Genomic DNA, 13,452 nt, shown 5'->3' on the forward strand with positions numbered 1-13,452 from the left:
GAGATGATCGAACGTTTCGAGACGAACCAGCGTATGAGCCAGGCCGTGAAGCACAACGGCACCGTCTACCTGGCTGGCCAGGTGGCCACCGGTGACAGCGTGGCCGCGCAGACCCAGGGGTGCCTCGACCAGATCGACGCGCTGCTGGCCAAGGCTGGTTCGAGCAAGGAGAACATCCTGCAGGCGGTCATCTGGCTGGCCGACATGGGCGATTTCGCCGAAATGAACGGCGTCTGGGACGCATGGGTGCCGCAGGGCCACACCCCGGCCCGCGCCTGCGGCGAGTCCGCGCTGGCGACCTCGGAGTTCAAGGTAGAGATCATCATCACCGCTGCCTGCGACTGATGCATCGACGGGCGCCCCAAGGGGCGCCCGCTTGACATTATCGCCTGCGCGCGCAAGGGAACACACATGATCCAGACAGTTTCATTCGTGGCCCTTGGCGGGGCAATCGGTGCGTCGCTGCGCTATCTTGCCGGGGTGGCGATCACGCGCCTCATGGGCGGCCCGCAGCCGTTTCCGCTGGGCGTCATCACCGTCAACATCCTCGGCTCGTTCATCATGGGCCTGTTCATCGTGGCGGTGGCGCAGAAGGGCCTGACCCATTTCGCGCCCTTCGTGGCCACCGGGATACTGGGCGGTTTTACCACCTTCTCCTCTTTCTCGCTGGAGACCATGACGCTGTTCGAGCGGGGCGACTACGGGCTTGCGGCGATGTACGTCGCGCTCTCCGTCGCTGTTTCGATCATGGCGCTGGCCTTCGGCCTCTTCATTGCGCGGAGTGTCTGGGCATGAGCGGCGTACAGATCATCACGGTAGCCGAGGAAGACGGCGACCAGCGCATCGACCGCTGGCTGCGCCGCATGTTCCCCCATGTCAGCCAGGGGCGCATCGAGAAGATGTGCCGCAAGGGCGAGCTGCGGGTCGATGGTGGCCGGGTCAAGGCCGCAACGCGGCTTGAGGCCGGTCAGCAGGTGCGCATTCCGCCGCTGCCCGACAGCGACAACAAGCCGGCACCGGCGCCGACCCGCATCTCCGAGGCGGATGCCCGGATGATCCGGTCCTGCGTGATCTATCGCGATGACCACGTGATTGCGCTGAACAAGCCGCCGGGGCTGGCGGTGCAGGGCGGCAGTGGCACGACAAAGCACGTGGACGGGCTAGCCGAAGCGCTGATGTTCGACCTCGACGAGAAGCCGAGGCTGGTGCACCGGCTCGACAAGGACACCTCGGGTGTCCTGCTGCTGGCGCGCACGCGCGCGGTGGCGGCCGGGCTGACCGCGAGCTTCCGCCATCGTGAGACGCGCAAGATCTACTGGGCGGTGGTGGCCGGGGTTCCGCACCCCAAGGAGGGTCTCATCAAGACCGGCCTCGTCAAGGCGCCCGGGCACGGGTCCAAGGGCGAGGGGGAGAAGATGCTGAACATCCACCCCAATGAGATCGACGACACGCCGGGCGCCAAGCGCGCGGTGACCGAGTACATGGTGATCGAGGCCGCCGCCAAGCGCGCTGCTTGGATGGCGCTTAACCCGGTGACGGGTCGCACGCACCAGCTGCGCGCGCATATGGCCGAGCTGGGCCACCCGATCGTGGGTGATGGCAAGTACGGCGGCTCAGGGCAGGACAACCTCGGTGATGGCTGGGGCGCACAGCTGGGCGGCGACATCAGCAAGAAGCTGCACCTGCACGCCCGTGCGCTGATCCTCGAGCATCCGGTGACGAAGGCGCCGCTGCACCTCGTCGCGCAGCTGCCCGAGCACATGCAAAAGACCTGGAACACCTTCCAGTGGGATCCGCGCGAGGTTCCGGACGACCCGTTCGAGGACGAAGAATGGACGCCCCGCTGAAACTTGTCGTCTTCGACGTGGACGGCACGCTTGTCGACAGCCAGGGCCTGATCGTCGACGTCATGGGCGCAGCTTTCGAGGCGAACGGCCTTGCGGCCCCCGCGCGCGAGACGGTGCTGCCCCTTGTCGGCCTGTCGCTGGAGCGGATCATGCGCGACCTGGCATCGGACCACCCGGCCACAGTTCACGACGGGCTGGTGGCCGGATACCGCGAGGCCTATGGCCAGCGGATGACGGGCGATGCCGCCGCCGCCAGCGCGCCGCTGTTTCCTGGCACCGTGGCGATGCTGGACCGGCTGTCGGCCGACCCGAATGTCCTGCTGGGGATCGCGACCGGGAAATCCCGGCGCGGGTTGGACTCGATGCTCGACGGGCACGGGCTGCGCCAGCGGTTCGTGACCATCCAGGTCGCCGACGACCACCCGTCGAAACCAAACCCCTCGATGCTGTTCGCGGCGCTGGCCGAAACCGGTTGCGATGCGCAGAACACGGTGATGGTGGGCGACACGCTGTTCGACATGGAGATGGCGGGCAACGCGGGCGTGGCCGCGGTGGGTGTAAGCTGGGGCTATCAGGAGGCGGCGCTGCTTGAACCGCGGGCGCGACGGGTCATCGACCGATGGGACGGGCTGGAGGACGCCCTCGCTACAATCTGGAAGGCAAACGCATGAGTGAATGGGCCCCGCGCCGGTTCTGGAAATCGGTCACGGTCGTCCCCGAAGAGGGCGGCTTTACGGTAGAGCTGGACGGCCGCCGGGTGAAAACCCCGGCCAAGGCCGCGCTGGTGCTGCCCGGTCAAGCGATGGCCGAGGCCGTGGCGGCGGAATGGGATGCGCAGACCGAGAAGGTCAATCCGCTGACCATGCCCTTCACGCGCTCGGCCAATGCGGCGATCGACAAGGTCACGCATCAGCACGCCGAGGTCGCGGCGATGCTGGCCGAATACGGCGACAGCGACCTGCTCTGCTATCGCGCCGAACACCCGGACGAGCTGGTGGACCGTCAGAGCGCGGAGTGGGACCCGGCGCTGGACTGGGCCGAGGCCGCGCTCGGCGTCCGGCTTGAGGCCCGCAAGGGGCTGGTCCATGTGGCACAGGACAGAGGCGCGCTGGAGCGGTTGTCTGCCCGCGTGCACGCGATGACGGCATTCGAACTCGCGGCGTTTCACGATCTCGTCAGCCTGACCGGCTCGCTGGTTCTGGGGTTCGCGGCAACGCAGGATTGGCGCGACCCCGAGGCGATCTGGCAGCTCTCTCGTCTGGACGAGAACTGGCAGGAGGAACTATGGGGACCCGACGAGGAGGCACAGGCCTCGGCCGAGGTGAAACGTAAGGCATTCCTGCACGCAAAGCGCTTTTTCGACCTGTCGCGTTAGAGTTTCGGCCTGCCTTGTGCAGGCAGGGAGAAGCGGTTGCTTTCCCACAGGGCAACCCGGCAGATCCTTATTCATTTCTCTGATCAAAGCCTTGACGTTTGTTGATGATTGCGCCCAAACTTAGGCCCACTGAGGGGGGAAACCCGCTTTCGGTGCTCACCCGGCTCTGCTAAGGCCGGTAATTCGCCCGTAACGAGGCGAACAAAATCAGGAAGAGGTCAAAATGAAAAAAACCGTATTCATTGGCGCACTCACCGTCGCCGGTCTGGCAGCTGGTGCAGCTGCGGCTGGTACGATGGATGACGTCAAGACTCGCGGCAAGCTGAACTGCGGCGTGACAACCGGTCTGGTCGGCTTCGCTGCTCCGGACGCAAGCGGGGAGTGGAAGGGCTTTGACGTCGCGGTATGCCGCGCTGTGGCAGCTGCCGTGCTGGGCGATCCGGCTGCCGTCGAATTCGTTCCGACCACCGGCAAGACCCGCTTTACCGCCCTGGCATCGGGCGAAGTCGACCTGCTGGCACGTAACACCACCTGGACCTTCAGCCGCGACGTCGACCTGAAGTTCACCTTCACCGGTGTGAACTACTACGACGGTCAGGGCTTCATGGTTCCCAAGGAACTGGGCGTCTCCTCGGCCAAGGATCTCGACGGCGCGACCGTCTGCATCCAGACCGGCACCACCACCGAGCTGAACCTCGCGGACTTCTTCCGCGCCAACAACATCAGCTACGAGCCGGTTCCGATCGAAACCAACGCCGAAGCGCAGCAGCAGTACCTTGCCGGTGCCTGCGACGTTTACACCACCGACGCATCGGGCCTCGCAGCGACCCGCGCAACCTTCGAGAACCCGGCAGACCACGTCCTGCTGCCGGAAATCATCTCCAAGGAGCCGCTCGGCCCGCTGGTTCGCCACGGCGACGACGAATGGGCTGACATCGTCCGCTGGACCCTCTACGCGCTGGTTGCTGCCGAAGAAATGGGCATCTCCTCTGCCAACGTCGAGGAACTGTCCAAGGGCACCAACAACCCCGAGATCAACCGTATCCTCGGCACCGAGGGCAACCTCGGCGAGATGTTCGGCCTGGACGCCGAATGGGCCAAGCGCGCCATCATGGCGGGCGGCAACTACGGTGAAGTCTTCGCGACCAACATCGGCGAGAACACTCCGATCGGCCTCGCACGTGGTCTGAACGCACAGTGGAAAGACGGCGGCCTGCAGTACGCACCCCCGTTCCGCTAAGGACATCGGGAAAGGGCGCGGGGCAACCCGCGCCCTTTCTCCTACAACAATAATGATCCGACCATGGGGGCGAGCCGGGACATACCCGGCCAGGGCACCCCGATCGGACAGCCAACAGGGGCGTCACATATGACGACAATCACCGATCAGCCTAAGTCGCAGTTTCGGTTGTCGATGCTGTTGTACGATACGCGTTATCGTTCGGCCACCATTCAGGTTATCGCAATGCTGGCCTTCATGCTGCTCGCGGCATGGCTCATCTCGAACACGGCACAGAACCTCGCCGCACTCGGCAAACCCATTGATTTCGGCTTCTTCGGAGAGCGCTCCGGGTACGACATCAACCAGCGGCTGCTGGAATACACCTCGAACGACTCGCACCTGCGCGCGTCGTTCATCGGACTTCTGAACACCCTCGTCGTCGCTGTACTCGGCTGCGCCACTGCGACGGTCATCGGCATCTTCGTCGGGGTCCTGCGCCTGTCCAACAACTGGCTGGTCGCAAAGGTCATGACGGTCTACGTGGAAATGTTCCGCAACGTGCCGGTGCTGCTGTGGATCGTCTTCACCATGGCGATCCTGATCGAGACTCTGCCCTCTCCCAGCGCTTTCCGCGGAGAGACTCCAGAGGCTTCGATGAACCTCTTTGGGTCGGTCGCCGTCACGAACCGGGGCATCTACGTGCCCGAACCGCTGTTTTCGCGCGGTCTGGGCAACATCCACCTGTTCGGCGACAGCTCGCTTCGCTTCGACGTCAGCCTCGATCTGATCGCCATACTGGTGGTGCTGGGCGCAAGCATCTGGGCTGCCATCGCGGTGCGCCGCCGGGCGGATCGCATCCAGGAAGCCACCGGCACACGCCCGACCACCTGGTACCTCACGCTGGGCCTCATCGTCATCCCGACGCTGATCCTGCTTGTCGTCCTCGGGTTCTACCTCGGTTTGCCCGAGCTCAAGGGCTTCAACTTCTCGGGCGGCACGCACTTGCGCAACTCGCTGATCGCTCTCTGGCTGGCGCTGTCGCTCTACACGGCCGCCTTCATCGCCGAGATCGTCCGGGCGGGCATCCTTGCCATCAGCCACGGCCAGACCGAGGCTGCCTCGGCACTGGGGCTCCGCTCGAACCGGATCATGAGCCTCGTGATCCTGCCGCAGGCGCTGCGGGTGATCGTTCCGCCGCTGATCTCGCAGTACCTGAACCTGACCAAGAACTCGTCGCTGGCCATCGCCGTCGGCTACATGGACATCACCGGCACACTGGGAGGCATCACGCTGAACCAGACGGGCCGCGAGCTGGAGTGCATCCTGCTGCTGATGCTCATCTACCTGATCATCTCGCTCAGCATTTCGGCGGTGATGAACTGGTACAACGAATCCGTGAAGCTGAAGGAGCGCTGACATGAGTGGAGTGCATGCACATACCGTCGCCTATGTCCGCGACACCATGCTCGACCAGAAGGAGCCGCCCTCTACCTCGGTCGGCGCCATCGGCTGGGCGCGGCAGAACCTGTTTTCGGGCTGGTTCAACACGATCCTGACGATCATCGTCCTGGGACTGGTCGCCTTTGTCCTCGGCAACATCCTGCCCTGGATCTTCTCGCCCACCTGGAACGCGGCTTCGCTGTCCGAGTGCCGGGAAATCCTCGCCGCGGCGGGGTCGGTCTCGGATCACGGCACGTCGGGCGCCTGCTGGGGGGTCATCAATGAACGCTGGGTCCAATTGCTGTTCGGGTTCTACCCGAGCCACCTCTACTGGCGTCCGATCCTTGCGCTGGTCCTTCTCTGCGTCGCGCTGGCACCGATTCTCTTCGCGAGCTCGGTTCCGGCCAAGCTGATCTACTTCTCGGCGCTCTATCCCTTCATCTTCCCCTGGTTGCTCTGGGGCGGGACGGTCTGGGGGCCGCTGGCCGCGCTGGCCGGTGTCGTGATCGGCTATGTCGTCTACAGTGTGCTGAGCGAGCGGGTGAACGCCCTGCTCGGCCTGATCGTGGGCGTGGCTGCCGCGCTGATCTGGTGGTTCGTGCTTTCCGGCTATGTCGTCGACGGGCTGTCCTCGATCCTGCCCATCGGGCTGGAAACAGTGGAAAGCCGGAACTTTGGCGGCTTCATGCTGTCGATCACCATCGGTGTCGTCGCCATCGCCTGTTCGCTGCCGCTGGGCATCGTGCTGGCGCTGGGGCGTCAGTCGGACCTGATGATCGTCAAGTACCTCTGCGTGGGCTTCATCGAGTTCATCCGGGGCGTGCCGCTGATCACGCTGCTGTTCGTGGCCTCGACGCTGCTGAACATCTTCATGCCGCCGGGCACGAACTTCGACATCATCCTGCGGGTGATGATCATGGCCACCCTGTTCTCCTCCGCCTACATGGCCGAGGTGATCCGGGGCGGTCTGGCCGCACTGCCGAAAGGGCAGTACGAAGGCGCCGACTCGCTCGGGCTCGACTACTGGCAGGCACAGCGGCTGGTGATCATGCCGCAGGCGCTGAAGATCTCGATCCCCGGCATCGTGTCGACATTCATAGGCATGTTCAAGGACACCACGCTGGTGTCGATCATCGGTCTTCTCGATCCGCTGGGCCTCTCCAACGCCATCCGGGCAGACGCGAACTGGAACGGCATCGTGTGGGAGCTCTACGGCTTCATCGCGCTTCTGTTCTTTGTCATCTGCTTCGCCATGTCCCGTTATTCCATGTACCTGGAGCGCAGGCTCCGGACTGACCGCCGCTAAGGAGTCCTGCAATGTCCGAACTCACTACCGACCGCGAAATCGACCGATCCAAGATGCAGATCTCGGACGAGGTCGCCATCGAAATCTCGAAGATGAACAAGTGGTACGGGACTTTCCACGTGCTGCGCGACATCGACCTGACCGTCTACCGGGGCGAACGCATCGTCATCGCCGGGCCCTCGGGCTCGGGCAAGTCGACGCTGATCCGCTGCATCAACCGCCTGGAGGAACACCAGGCGGGGTCGATCGTGGTCGACGGGACCGAGCTCAGCTCGGACCTGAAGAACATCGACAAGATCCGCTCGGAAGTCGGGATGTGCTTTCAGCACTTCAACCTGTTCCCGCACCTGACCATCCTCGAGAACTGCACCCTCGCACCCATCTGGGTTCGCAAGGTGCCGAAGAAAGAGGCCGAGGCCACGGCGATGCATTTCCTCGAGAAGGTGAAGATCCCCGATCAGGCCCACAAGTACCCGGGCATGCTCTCGGGCGGTCAGCAGCAGCGTGTGGCCATCGCGCGTTCGCTCTGCATGAAGCCGCGCATCATGCTATTCGACGAACCGACCTCGGCGCTCGACCCGGAGATGATCAAGGAAGTGCTCGACACCATGATCGAGCTGGCCGAGGAAGGCATGACCATGCTCTGCGTCACGCACGAGATGGGTTTTGCCCGTCAGGTGGCCAACCGCGTGATCTTCATGGATCAGGGCCAGATCGTGGAGCAGAACGAACCGGAAGAGTTCTTCAACAACCCGCAGAGCCCGCGGACCAAGCTGTTCCTCAGCCAGATCCTCGGCCACTGAAACGGCGCGCCCCGGAGGTGATCCGGGGCTCCTCTTCGCAGGTCCTGTCAGAAACGCCCCGGGGGATTCCCGGGGCGCTTTCGTTTCAGACCCCCGGCAGTTCCCTCGGGACGATGAAGCCGGTGGGTTCCCCAGAACGCCACGCAATCGAACTCCAGTCTTCCGTGTCGAAACGGGCCACCAGAGTCGCGCCGGTCGGGTAGTCCGCAAAGCGGGGATGGCCTGGCGCTCCGTTCAGGATACGCGCGGCGAAGCCCGCGATCCCGGGGTTGTGCCCGATCATCAGGACCGTGGCGCCCTTTGCCCCTGACAGCACCTCCAGCATGGTATCGGGGTCCGCATGGTAGAGGCTGTCGAGGTAGCTCGCGGGGGCATTCAACGCTAGGCCCGCGAGCGTTTCCCGTGTGCGGACCGAGGAGGAGCACAGCACCTCGTCGGGCAGCAAGCCCTCCTTCCGCAGCCAGTCCCCGAGCGCGGTGGCCGAACGCTGGCCGCGACCGTTCAGCGGGCGCGCGTGGTCGTCGAGGTCGGGGCTGTTCCAGCTCGACTTGGCGTGGCGCATCAGGATCAGGGTGCGGGTCATCGCGGGTGGAACGCCTTCATGTGGTGGGCGGACTGCGCGGGGTCTCGGCCAGCGCCGGCGCTGAGCGGGCAGGCGCGGCGGGCCCGGCACCCATTGTCCATGCAGTCCTCTCCTTCGGGAGTATCGAGGAAGGCGTGGCAGGCGTCCAGCGCATAGGGCTGGCTGGCCGAGAGCGCCCCGACCGGGCAGGCGGTGGTGCAGGGCTGGTCCGCGCAGGACAGGCAGGGGCTGGGCGCGGTTGCCGGGGGCAGGGGGATGTTCCGGTCGAACCGCAGCGCGCCCCGGTAGGAGATCATCATGCCCACGGTGTCGTGCACCAACATGCCCACCGGGCTTTGGAAGGCGCGCCCCGAGTGCAGAGCCCAGCGGATGAAGGGAGCGTAAGGCGGGCCACCGAAAGGGTAGGCGGCAGAGGCGCCGAGCGTATCGGCAAAGCCCCCGATCACCCGCAGGGACCAGCGGTCGACCGGATCGGGCAGGGAGTCGGCGGCCTCGGGGGCCGCCATGAAGCGGGGCCAGAACCCGGGCCCGCAGCCCAGCAGAACGAGGGTTTCGTCGGGTGCGGGGTGCAACCCGCCCATGACGATGAGCCCCTCGGCCCCGGCCATCCTGGCAATGCGGTCCAGCAGGGCGAGGGGCAAGGGCTCAGTCCGCGCGGATCATCGACCCGGCGCCCTGTTCGGTGAACAGTTCGAGCAGGCAGGCGTTGGGGGCACGGCCGTCGATGATGACAGCGGCCCGGACGCCCCCCTCGACTGCGTCGAGCGCGGTTTCGGTCTTGGGGATCATGCCGCCCGCGATCACGCCGTCGGCGGTCATCTGGCGAATCTCGGCGGCCTTGAGTTCGGTCAGGACCTCGCCCGCGGCGTTCTTGACGCCGGAGACGTCGGTCAGCAGCAGCAGGCGATCGGCCTTGAGCGCCTTGGCATAGGCCCCGGCGGCGGTGTCGCCGTTGACGTTGTAGGTCTCGCCATTGCGGCCCGCGCCGATGGGCGCGATCACCGGGATCATTTCCTTCTCGAACAACAGCTTGAGCAGGCTGGGGTCCATCTGCGTCGGGGTGCCGACAAGGCCGAGCGCGGGATCGGTCGGTTCGCAGATCATCAGGTTGGCATCCTTGCCGGAGAGGCCCACGGCCTTGCCACCCTGCTGCTGGATCGCCTGCACGATCTTCTTGTTCACGATGCCGGAGAGCACCATCTCGACCACCTCGACGGTGGCGGCGTCGGTCACGCGCTTGCCGTTGACGAACTCGGACTTGATTTCGAGCTTGTCCAGCAGGCGGTTGATCTGGGGGCCGCCGCCGTGCACGACCACCGGGTTCACCCCGCAGAGGCGCAGCAGCACCACGTCGCGGGCAAAGTCGGCCATCGCCTCGTCGCTGCCCATGGCATGCCCGCCGAGCTTGATGACAACGATGGCGTCGTCAAAGCGCTGCAGGTAGGGCACCGCGCGAGACAGGGTTTCAGCGGTGGCGGTCCAGTCGCGATTCATATCCTGAGTCTTCATTCTCTCTTCCCGTGGGCACCCTTGTTAACTTCAGCAGCTCTCTGTGCCAAGGCACGGCCAAAGGAAAGCAGAAGTTTGGGCCCGGGAAAAGGCGCGTTATTCCAGACCGGCAATGATCGCCCGAAGGGTCGCGATGCCGTCGCCCTTCTCGGACGAGGTCAGAACGATCTCGGGGTAGGCCGCCGGATGCCGGGACAGCGCTCCGCGCACCTGCCCCAGAACCTTCTCGCGCTCGGCGGCGCTGATCTTGTCGGACTTGGTCAGGACGCACTGGAATGTCACGGCGGAACTGTCGAGCAGCTTGAGAATCTCCTGGTCCACCTCCTTCACGCCGTGGCGGGAATCGATGAGGACGAACGCGCGCCGCAGGGTGGGGCGGCCCGAGAGATACTGCTTGAGCAGGCGCTGCCACTTCTGCACCTTGTCGAGCGGAGCGTTGGCATAGCCATAACCCGGAAGGTCGACGAGGTAGAGCTCGGGGCCTTGGGTGAAGTAGTTGATTTCCTGCGTCCGGCCCGGCGTGTTCGAGGCACGGGCCAGGGCCTTCATCCCGGTCAGCGCATTGATCAGCGAGGATTTCCCGACGTTGGAGCGCCCGGCAAAGCAGATCTCCAGCCGGTCCGCCGGCGGCAGGCCTGACATGGCGACCACGCCCTTGACGAACTCGGACTGCCCGGCAAACAGCTTGCGGCCCTTTTCGACCTCGGCCGGGTCGGGCTGCTCTGCCAGCGGAAAGGGGAGGGGAGTGCTCATGATATCACCACACTGTCGCCGAGGGCGATCTCGCCGGTTCCGATCACTTCGGCGTACATCCCGAGATCCTGGTGGCCGAAACCGTTCAGGGTCTTGAGGGTCTCAGCGTCGCGCAGGCCGGTCTCGGGGTTGGCGGTCGTCGCCATGCAGCGGCGCACGCGCTCGCGCACGAGGAAGCGAACGCTGCCGATCTGGATTTCCCGACCGGCCCAGCCGAATTCTTCCCAGGGCTCCAGCCCGTCGAGCCAGACGTTGATCCGCCAGCGCTTCTCGGAGAGCGACTGGCCCATCGACTCTTCGACCGCACGGTGCGAGGCGAGGTTGCCGATGCTGACCGAGGGATAATCGGTATCGGTCATGCCACGACCGGGGACCCGGATCACCCGGGCCGAGGCGGCGCGCCCCTCGGGCATGATCGGGCGGGTCCAGGCAACCAGCCGGTCACCTTCGGTATCGGGGTCCAGCGTCAGTTCGGCAAGTTCGGGATGGGTCAGGGTGACCCGGCCCGCCGCCTCGTCGTAAACTGCGTTGATGGCCATGAGCCCGGGGGCCTTGGCCCCGATGGAAAAGTTCGCACAGGGCGACCAGGCCGAGGCGTCCGCCTTGGACGCCTCGTGCGCGACGGCCCAGACCCGGTCTCCGGGCATGGTCTTCCCGGCCTCGAGCGAGACGCTGTTCAGCGCCTCACGCCCGTGGCTCTTGATCGGGTGCCGCCAGAGACCGGAGACCTTTGCCATCACTTCTTGACCGCCTTTTCGTCCTTCTTCTTGCGCTTGAAGGTGCCGGTGATGTTGCCGAGAACATCCGGTTTGTACCCCTGGCTGCGCATGATCAGGTACTGCTGGGTGAAGGTGATCGTGTTGTTGGTGATCCAGTAGACCACCAGCCCGCTGGCAAAGCCGCCGAGCATGAACATGAACACCCAGGGCATCCAGGCAAAGATCATCTGCTGGGTCGGATCGGCGGGCGCCGGGTTCAGCTTCTGCTGCAGGAACATCGAGATCCCGAGCAGCAGTGGCAGGATGCCGACAAAGATCAGCGCCATCGTGGTGCCAGCCTCGGGCGCGGCCCAGGGCAGCAGGCCGAAGAAGTTGTAGATCGAGGTCGGGTCAGGCGTCGAGAGGTCCTGGAACGGACCGAAGAACGGGGCCTGACGCAGTTCGAAGGCAACGAAGATCACCTTGTAGAGCGAGAAGAAGATCGGGATCTGCAGCAGGATCGGGAGACAGCCCGCGGCGGGGTTCACCTTTTCCTTCTTGTAGAGCTCCATCATGCCCTGCTGAAGCTTCTGGCGGTCGTCGCCAGCCTGCTCCTTGAGCTTCTCCATCTGCGGCTGCAGTTCCTTCATCTTGGCCATCGAGACGTAGGACTTGTAGGCCAGCGGGAAGAGCAGCGCCTTGAGCAGAAGGGTCAGGGCGATGATCGACAGGCCCATGTTGCCGATCCACTGGTGGATGTGGTGCAGCAGCCAGAAGATTGGCTTGGTCAGGAAGAAGAACCAGCCCCAGTCGATGCTGTCGAGGAAACGGTCGACGCCAGCCCGCTGGTAGTTGCGGATGGTTTCCCACTCCTTCGCACCGGCAAAGAGCTGCGTGGTCACGCTCGCGGTCTGCCCTGCGGCCACGGTCTGCGTGGGCAGCACGGCCTCGGTCTGCAGGATGTCGCGGCGTTCGTCGTACTTGGCGACCGACTTGAACGGCTCGCCGGTGGCCGGTACCAGGGTGGTCATCCAGTAGTGGTCGGTGAAGCCGATCCAGCCGGTTTCGGCGACCTGCTTGACGTCGGCGCGGGCCCCCTCGCTGGCCTGCACCTCGAAATCGGGCATATCGTTGTAGTCGATCTCCTGCAGCTGGCCGTCCGACATGCGGATGACGCCCTCGTGCAGGATGAAGAATTTCTTGCGGTCCGCAGGCGCGCCGTGGCGTGCAATCACGCCGTAGGGGGCAAGGCTCGCGGTGCTGTCAGAGCCGTTCTCGACCGATTGGGTGACCGTGAACATGTACTTGTCGTCGATCGCGATCTTGCGACTGAATGTCATGCCCTTGTCGTTTTTCCACGTCAGGGTGACCGGCGTGTCGACGCTCAGCTTGTCGCCCTCCGAGAGCGTCCATTCGGTCTTGGCGTTGGGGACATCCGCGGCTTCGAGGCCCGCGCCCGGTGCCCAGCCGTAGAGGGCGTAGTAGGCGCCCGGTTCGCCGACCGGCTTGAGAATCTGGACGTTCGGCGAGGCCGGGTCGATGGTCTCGTGGAAGTTCTTCAGGGCCAGCTGGTCGATGCGGCCGCCCAGCAGCGAAATGCTGCCGCTGAGTTCGGGCGTGTCGATCTCGACGCGGGGCGCTGCGGCAACTGCCTCGGCGGTGGTGTCGCCGCCGGTGGCGCCTGTGGTCGAGGCGCTGGCATCCGCGGTCGGTGCGCCCCCTGCGCTCGGGGTCGTCGCAGTATCCGTCGCCGTCTGGCTGGTCTCGGTCGCGGGAGCGGTTTCCGGCTGTTCCGGTGGCGGGAACAGGAGGAACCAGACCAGGATCACGAGAAAGGAGAGCGCGGTTGCGATGATGAGATTCTTGTTCTGATCGTCCATCGGGGACAGCCACCTTCGTCAGTGTAAGACAGTGGT

At 64.9% G+C, this 13,452-nt stretch carries 15 protein-coding genes; 9 read left to right on the plus strand and 6 right to left on the minus strand.

The genetic code is table 11. From position 1 onward, the window contains the following. Positions 1-3: 3 nt before the first annotated feature. The 9 genes from DDT93_RS19675 (at position 4) to DDT93_RS19715 (ending at position 7,993) form a co-directional block, all read left to right on the plus strand. Positions 4-345, plus strand: a complete 342-nt coding sequence (locus tag DDT93_RS19675) for a RidA family protein (RefSeq protein ID WP_109467601.1) — start codon at positions 4-6, stop codon at positions 343-345. 66 nt (positions 346-411) lie between these two features. Then, complete coding sequence (gene crcB, locus DDT93_RS19680) at positions 412-795, plus strand: fluoride efflux transporter CrcB (RefSeq protein ID WP_109467602.1); 384 nt, start codon at positions 412-414, stop codon at positions 793-795. Beyond that, a complete protein-coding gene (locus DDT93_RS19685; protein ID WP_109467603.1) occupies positions 792-1,847 on the plus strand; it encodes an RluA family pseudouridine synthase in 1,056 nt (351 codons plus the stop codon). Before crcB ends, DDT93_RS19685 begins: the two co-directional genes overlap by 4 nt. Continuing rightward, the gene (locus DDT93_RS19690) at positions 1,832-2,518 is read left to right on the plus strand and encodes an HAD-IA family hydrolase (RefSeq protein ID WP_109467604.1); all 687 of its coding nucleotides are present in this window, start codon (positions 1,832-1,834) and stop codon (positions 2,516-2,518) included. The genes DDT93_RS19685 and DDT93_RS19690 overlap by 16 nt, the downstream gene beginning before the upstream one ends. Then, entirely contained in the window at positions 2,515-3,222 is a 708-nt protein-coding gene (locus DDT93_RS19695) for an ATP12 family chaperone protein (protein WP_109467605.1), read from the plus strand. Before DDT93_RS19690 ends, DDT93_RS19695 begins: the two co-directional genes overlap by 4 nt. A 223-nt stretch (positions 3,223-3,445) precedes the next feature. Beyond that, entirely contained in the window at positions 3,446-4,462 is a 1,017-nt protein-coding gene (locus DDT93_RS19700) for an amino acid ABC transporter substrate-binding protein (RefSeq protein ID WP_109467606.1), read from the plus strand. Positions 4,463-4,591: 129 nt separating this feature from the next. Then, positions 4,592-5,860 carry an amino acid ABC transporter permease gene (locus DDT93_RS19705; RefSeq protein ID WP_109467607.1) on the plus strand — a complete coding sequence of 423 codons (1,269 nt, stop codon included), beginning with the start codon at positions 4,592-4,594 and terminating at the stop codon, positions 5,858-5,860. A 1-nt stretch (position 5,861) separates the two neighbouring features. Next, on the plus strand, positions 5,862-7,190 hold the full coding sequence (locus DDT93_RS19710) for an amino acid ABC transporter permease (RefSeq protein WP_109467608.1): 1,329 nt from the start codon (positions 5,862-5,864) through the stop codon (positions 7,188-7,190). Positions 7,191-7,201: 11 nt separating this feature from the next. Continuing rightward, positions 7,202-7,993 (plus strand): amino acid ABC transporter ATP-binding protein, encoded by a 792-nt coding sequence (locus DDT93_RS19715; protein ID WP_109467609.1) that lies wholly within the window; start codon positions 7,202-7,204, stop codon positions 7,991-7,993. Between the two features lie 85 nt (positions 7,994-8,078). Here the strand turns inward: DDT93_RS19715 and DDT93_RS19720 are convergent, their stop codons facing one another. From DDT93_RS19720 to yidC, 6 genes are all read right to left on the minus strand, one after another. Beyond that, entirely contained in the window at positions 8,079-8,576 is a 498-nt protein-coding gene (locus DDT93_RS19720; protein WP_109467610.1) for a SixA phosphatase family protein, read from the minus strand. Continuing rightward, on the minus strand, positions 8,573-9,184 hold the full coding sequence (locus DDT93_RS19725; protein WP_109467885.1) for a ferredoxin: 612 nt from the start codon (positions 9,182-9,184) through the stop codon (positions 8,573-8,575). Before DDT93_RS19725 ends, DDT93_RS19720 begins: the two co-directional genes overlap by 4 nt. A 37-nt stretch (positions 9,185-9,221) precedes the next feature. Then, positions 9,222-10,085: an acetylglutamate kinase gene (argB, locus tag DDT93_RS19730; protein WP_109467611.1), complete on the minus strand. Its 864-nt coding sequence runs from the start codon at positions 10,083-10,085 to the stop codon at positions 9,222-9,224. A 96-nt stretch (positions 10,086-10,181) separates the two neighbouring features. Next, a complete protein-coding gene (gene yihA, locus DDT93_RS19735) occupies positions 10,182-10,838 on the minus strand; it encodes a ribosome biogenesis GTP-binding protein YihA/YsxC (protein ID WP_109467612.1) in 657 nt (218 codons plus the stop codon). Next, entirely contained in the window at positions 10,835-11,578 is a 744-nt protein-coding gene (locus tag DDT93_RS19740; RefSeq protein WP_109467613.1) for an MOSC domain-containing protein, read from the minus strand. Before DDT93_RS19740 ends, yihA begins: the two co-directional genes overlap by 4 nt. Further along, positions 11,575-13,416 (minus strand): membrane protein insertase YidC, encoded by a 1,842-nt coding sequence (yidC, locus tag DDT93_RS19745; protein WP_109467614.1) that lies wholly within the window; start codon positions 13,414-13,416, stop codon positions 11,575-11,577. The genes DDT93_RS19740 and yidC overlap by 4 nt, the downstream gene beginning before the upstream one ends. Between the last annotated feature and the right edge of the window lie 36 nt (positions 13,417-13,452).

Origin of the sequence: Albibacillus kandeliae, from assembly GCF_003116585.1 — a bacterium.
GTDB classification, from domain to species: Bacteria; Pseudomonadota; Alphaproteobacteria; order Rhodobacterales; family Rhodobacteraceae; genus Albibacillus; species Albibacillus kandeliae.

Bases quoted from the DNA above. Each gene is read 5' to 3' on its own strand.
- DDT93_RS19705 (WP_109467607.1), top strand. From the start codon at position 4,592: ATGACGACAATCACCGATCAGCCTAAGTCGCAGTTTCGGTTGTCGATG.
- DDT93_RS19700 (WP_109467606.1), top strand. From the start codon at position 3,446: ATGAAAAAAACCGTATTCATTGGCGCACTCACCGTCGCCGGTCTGGCA.
- DDT93_RS19675 (WP_109467601.1), top strand. From the start codon at position 4: ATGATCGAACGTTTCGAGACGAACCAGCGTATGAGCCAGGCCGTGAAG.
- DDT93_RS19725 (WP_109467885.1), bottom strand. From the start codon at position 9,184: ATGGCCGGGGCCGAGGGGCTCATCGTCATGGGCGGGTTGCACCCCGCA.
- yidC (WP_109467614.1), bottom strand. From the start codon at position 13,416: ATGGACGATCAGAACAAGAATCTCATCATCGCAACCGCGCTCTCCTTT.
- DDT93_RS19695 (WP_109467605.1), top strand. From the start codon at position 2,515: ATGAGTGAATGGGCCCCGCGCCGGTTCTGGAAATCGGTCACGGTCGTC.
- argB (WP_109467611.1), bottom strand. From the start codon at position 10,085: ATGAAGACTCAGGATATGAATCGCGACTGGACCGCCACCGCTGAAACC.
- DDT93_RS19710 (WP_109467608.1), top strand. From the start codon at position 5,862: ATGAGTGGAGTGCATGCACATACCGTCGCCTATGTCCGCGACACCATG.
- crcB (WP_109467602.1), top strand. From the start codon at position 412: ATGATCCAGACAGTTTCATTCGTGGCCCTTGGCGGGGCAATCGGTGCG.
- DDT93_RS19690 (WP_109467604.1), top strand. From the start codon at position 1,832: ATGGACGCCCCGCTGAAACTTGTCGTCTTCGACGTGGACGGCACGCTT.
- DDT93_RS19715 (WP_109467609.1), top strand. From the start codon at position 7,202: ATGTCCGAACTCACTACCGACCGCGAAATCGACCGATCCAAGATGCAG.
- DDT93_RS19720 (WP_109467610.1), bottom strand. From the start codon at position 8,576: ATGACCCGCACCCTGATCCTGATGCGCCACGCCAAGTCGAGCTGGAAC.
- yihA (WP_109467612.1), bottom strand. From the start codon at position 10,838: ATGAGCACTCCCCTCCCCTTTCCGCTGGCAGAGCAGCCCGACCCGGCC.
- DDT93_RS19685 (WP_109467603.1), top strand. From the start codon at position 792: ATGAGCGGCGTACAGATCATCACGGTAGCCGAGGAAGACGGCGACCAG.